Origin of the sequence: Idiomarina baltica OS145 (assembly GCF_000152885.1) — a bacterium.
GTDB classification, from domain to species: Bacteria; Pseudomonadota; Gammaproteobacteria; order Enterobacterales; family Alteromonadaceae; genus Idiomarina; species Idiomarina baltica.
Window position 1 is genome coordinate 281214 of sequence record NZ_CH672404.1, and the last position, 4166, is coordinate 285379.

At 45.6% G+C, this 4166-nt stretch carries 4 protein-coding genes; all 4 read right to left on the reverse strand.

All coding sequences use genetic code 11. The features are described from left to right. Positions 1-754: LON peptidase substrate-binding domain-containing protein (locus tag OS145_RS04995; protein ID WP_006955132.1), on the reverse strand; the 754-nt coding region annotated here is incomplete at its 3' end. Positions 755-874: 120 nt separating this feature from the next. Continuing rightward, complete coding sequence (gene clpX / locus OS145_RS05000; RefSeq protein ID WP_006955133.1) at positions 875-2152, reverse strand: ATP-dependent protease ATP-binding subunit ClpX; 1278 nt, start codon at positions 2150-2152, stop codon at positions 875-877. Positions 2153-2164: 12 nt separating this feature from the next. Next, a complete protein-coding gene (gene clpP / locus OS145_RS05005) occupies positions 2165-2782 on the reverse strand; it encodes an ATP-dependent Clp endopeptidase proteolytic subunit ClpP (RefSeq protein ID WP_006955134.1) in 618 nt (205 codons plus the stop codon). Between the two features lie 112 nt (positions 2783-2894). Then, positions 2895-4166 (reverse strand): trigger factor (tig, locus tag OS145_RS05010; RefSeq protein WP_006955135.1); only part of this gene is annotated, 1272 nt, incomplete at its 5' end.

Here is a 4166-nt window from a genome sequence, read left to right on the forward strand (position 1 = left end):
CAAACTCGTCTACGCCACCTTCGCTCTCGCCAAGCTCCTTCTGAATGGCTTTCATTTGCTCATTCAGATAGTACTCGCGCTGGCTTTTTTCCATCTGCTTTTTAACACGGCTACGGATGCGCTTTTCAACTTGCAGAATGTCGATCTCGCTTTCCATCAACGCCATCAGATACTCCAAGCGCTCACGGACATCGGTAATTTCTAAGATATGTTGTTTCTCGGCTAACTTGAGCGGCATATGTGCAGCCATGGTATCAGCCAAACGATCACATTCATCAATTCCAGACAAGGAGGTCAGTACCTCCGGCGGAATTTTTTTATTCAGCTTCACATAGCCTTCAAACTGGTTCATTGCCGAGCGGACCAGTACCTCTTCCTCTTTTTCAGGCAATGACTCAGATGCTAAGTAATGAATACTCGCCTGAAAATAGTCGTCACTGTCTTTGAGTTGATCAAGTTCAGCGCGTTGCTGACCTTCAACTAATACTTTGACGGTACCGTCGGGTAGTTTCAGCAATTGTAAAATACTCGCTACCGTGCCGACACGATAAATGTCCTCTTCCGTAGGCTCATCAACCGATGCATCTTTCTGGGCTGCTAAAAAGACACGTTTATCGCCATCCATTGCAGCCTCTAAACAACGGATAGATTTTTCGCGACCCACGAACAGTGGAATCACCATATGGGGGTAAACCACTACATCACGTAATGGGAGAACAGGCATATCTAGTTGCTCTGTACGTTCTTCGCTCATCAAATTCTCCTGACCTTAGTTCTTTCTTTAATATGTGGTCTATATGGCAAAGTTCAACGGTTTGCATAAAAAAAGGGCCGAAATGGCCCCTTTTGTCAACTTTGGGCAATACACACCCGCTTATTCGCCTGATGCGTGTTTTTCATCTGACTGATTTGAGTAGATTAAAATAGGGTCTGATTCGCCAGCTACCACTGATTCATCCACCACCACTTTAGATACGCCGTCAATCGAAGGAAGATCATACATGGTGCTCAATAATACACCCTCGACAATAGAGCGTAAGCCGCGTGCACCGGTCTTACGGTTCATCGCTTTCTTAGCAATCGCTCGCAAGGCGTCTTCACGAAACTCGAGCTCTACATCTTCCATTTCGAACAATGCGGAGTATTGTTTCGTAAGCGCATTTTTCGGCTCACGCAGAATTTCAACGAGTGCATCTTCATTGAGTTCATCGAGCGTTGCCACGACAGGTAAGCGACCAATAAACTCAGGGATCAAGCCGTAGCGAACTAGATCTTCTGGTTCAACCTGACTGATGATTTCACTTTGCGCCGCACTGTTGGGGCTTTTTACTTGAGCGCCAAAGCCAATGCCTGTTCCAGTCGCTAAACGTTGTTCGATCACGCGCTCAAGCCCAGCAAATGCACCACCGCAAACGAACAAGATTTTCGATGTATCAACTTGCAAAAATTCTTGTTGTGGATGCTTACGCCCGCCTTGTGGAGGTACAGAAGCGACCGTACCTTCAATTAATTTCAATAACGCTTGCTGTACCCCTTCACCACTCACATCACGTGTAATGGATGGATTTTCAGACTTACGCGAAATTTTATCAATTTCATCAATGTAGACGATACCACGCTCTGCTTTCTCAACGTCATAGTCGCATTTCTGCAGAAGTTTTTGGATAATGTTCTCTACATCTTCGCCCACATAACCTGCTTCCGTTAGCGTAGTCGCGTCCGCCATGGTAAACGGAACATCCAAGAATCGCGCCATTGTCTCAGCAAGGAACGTTTTACCTGAGCCAGTCGGACCAATCAGCAAAATATTACTTTTACCCAGCTCAACGTCATCTTTGCCTTTACCTGCGTTACGCAACCGTTTGTAGTGGTTATAAACCGCCACTGACAATACTTTCTTGGCGCGCTCTTGACCAATGACATAATCGTCCAAGTGCTTACGGATTTCTTTGGGCACAGGAAGCTTATCGTGTTCAGGTGCCGCAGCAATATTTTGAATTTCCTCCTTCAAAATATCGTTACATAAATCGACACACTCATCACAAATAAACACTGAAGGCCCAGCGATAAGCTTTTTCACCTCATGCTGACTTTTACCGCAGAATGTACAGTAGAGCGGCTTTTCACCGTCGCCTTGCGTTTTATCGGTCATTCGACTCTCCTACTACTCTTCGCCGCGCTTATTCAATATGCCGTCGACTAAGCCATAATCGACTGCTTCAGGCGCAGTCAAGAAATGGTCGCGATCCGTATCACGCGCCACTTTTTCGTAATCTTGCCCAGTATTCTCAGCTAACATACGGTTTAGACGCTCTTTAAGATCCAATATTTGCTTCGCATGGATCTCGAAATCTGAAGCTTGTCCTTGGAATCCACCAAGCGGTTGATGAATCATCACGCGTGAATTAGGCAAGCAATAGCGTTTACCCTGTGCGCCGCCTGCAAGCAAGAATGCGCCCATACTGGCTGCTTGACCCATACACACAGTACTCACATCCGGCTTGATAAACCGCATGGTATCATAAATCGCCATACCCGCAGTAACAACGCCGCCGGGAGAGTTAATATAAAGATAAATGTCTTTATCAGGATTGTCTGATTCCAAAAACAATAATTGGGCAACAATCAAATTAGCCATGTGGTCTTCGACCTGTCCACAGCAAAAAATGACACGCTCTTTCAACAGTCGCGAATAAATATCGTAGGAGCGCTCACCTTTAGAGGTTTGCTCTACAACCATCGGAACGAGCTGTGCCATGGGATCCTGAATATCGTTAGACATGAATGATAAAGCTCCTAATAAGAAAAAGGCTCGTATGAGTTACATACGAGCCATTAAACCAAGCAGTGACGGAGCTCGTCAAGGACTCCGTCGATTTATCCTCGCGGATAGATTATTGCTTAGGGTTCATGATGTCATCGAAGCTCGCTTCTTTCTCTGTCACTTTAGCTTTATCAAGTACAAACTCAACCGCTTGCTCTTCAAGCGCAACATTACGAATCTGTTGCATCATGTCGTTGTTAGACTTGTAATACTCAATGACTTCTTGCGGATCTTCGTAAGCTGAAGCAGCGTTAGCGATAATCGTATCAACACGCTCGTCTTCTGCTTTCATCTCGTTAGTGCGAATGACTTCGCCTAACAATAGACCCACTTTCACGCGCTCTTTTGCTTGTTCTTCAAACAATTCAGCAGGTAAATTAGGCATTTGCTCGGCGTTACCACCAAAGCGTTCTGCTGCTTGTTTACGCAATGCATCGATCTCCTGATCGATCATCGCTTTTGGCAATTCGACTTCATTGTGCTCAACGATGCCTTTCAATACTTGCTCTTTAACTTTGCTCTTAACCGTGTTGCTCAGCTCGCGTTCCATATTTTTGCGAACTTCCGCTTTTAATGCATCAACACCGCCTTCTTTCACGCCAAACAAAGCAACGAACTCATCGTTAAGCTCTGGCAGTTCGCGTTCTTCGATTTTCTTAGCCGTAACCGCAAACTGTGCATCTTTACCTTTAAGGTTTTCAGCGTGGTAGTCTTCAGGGAAGGTCACCTCGATGGTTTTCTCTTCACCTGCTTTAATGCCTTTGATCTGGTCTTCAAAACCTGGAATCATGCGGCCTTCACCCAGTTCAAGTGCAAAGTCAGACGCCTTACCGCCTTCAAACTCTTCACCATCAATTGAACCCACGAAATCCATGGTTACGCGATCGCCGTCTTTAGACTTACGCTTAACTTCTTTCCAACCCGCGTGTTGCTTGCGCAAAGTCTCTAACATGCTATCGACATCAGCATCAGTGACTTCAACGGTAGGTTTTTCAATTTCGATCTTGTCGAGGTTTTTAACCTCAACTTCTGGGTATACTTCAAAAGTTGCAGTGAACTCTAGGTCTTTACCTGGTTCGTTAACTTTAGGCTCGATCGCCGGCGCACCTGCAGGGTTAATTTTTTCCTGCATGATCGCTTCATAGTATTTGCTCTGCATTACGCCAGATGCGGCACGAGAGCGTGCTTCGCGACCAAATAGCTTCTGCAATACGTGTGGAGGAATCTTTCCCTTACGGAAACCATTCACACGGCGGTGACGGTATTCTTCTTTTAATAAACGTTTTACTTCGTTATCAATAACGTCCGCCGGTACCGTAATCGTCACACGACGTTCTAAACC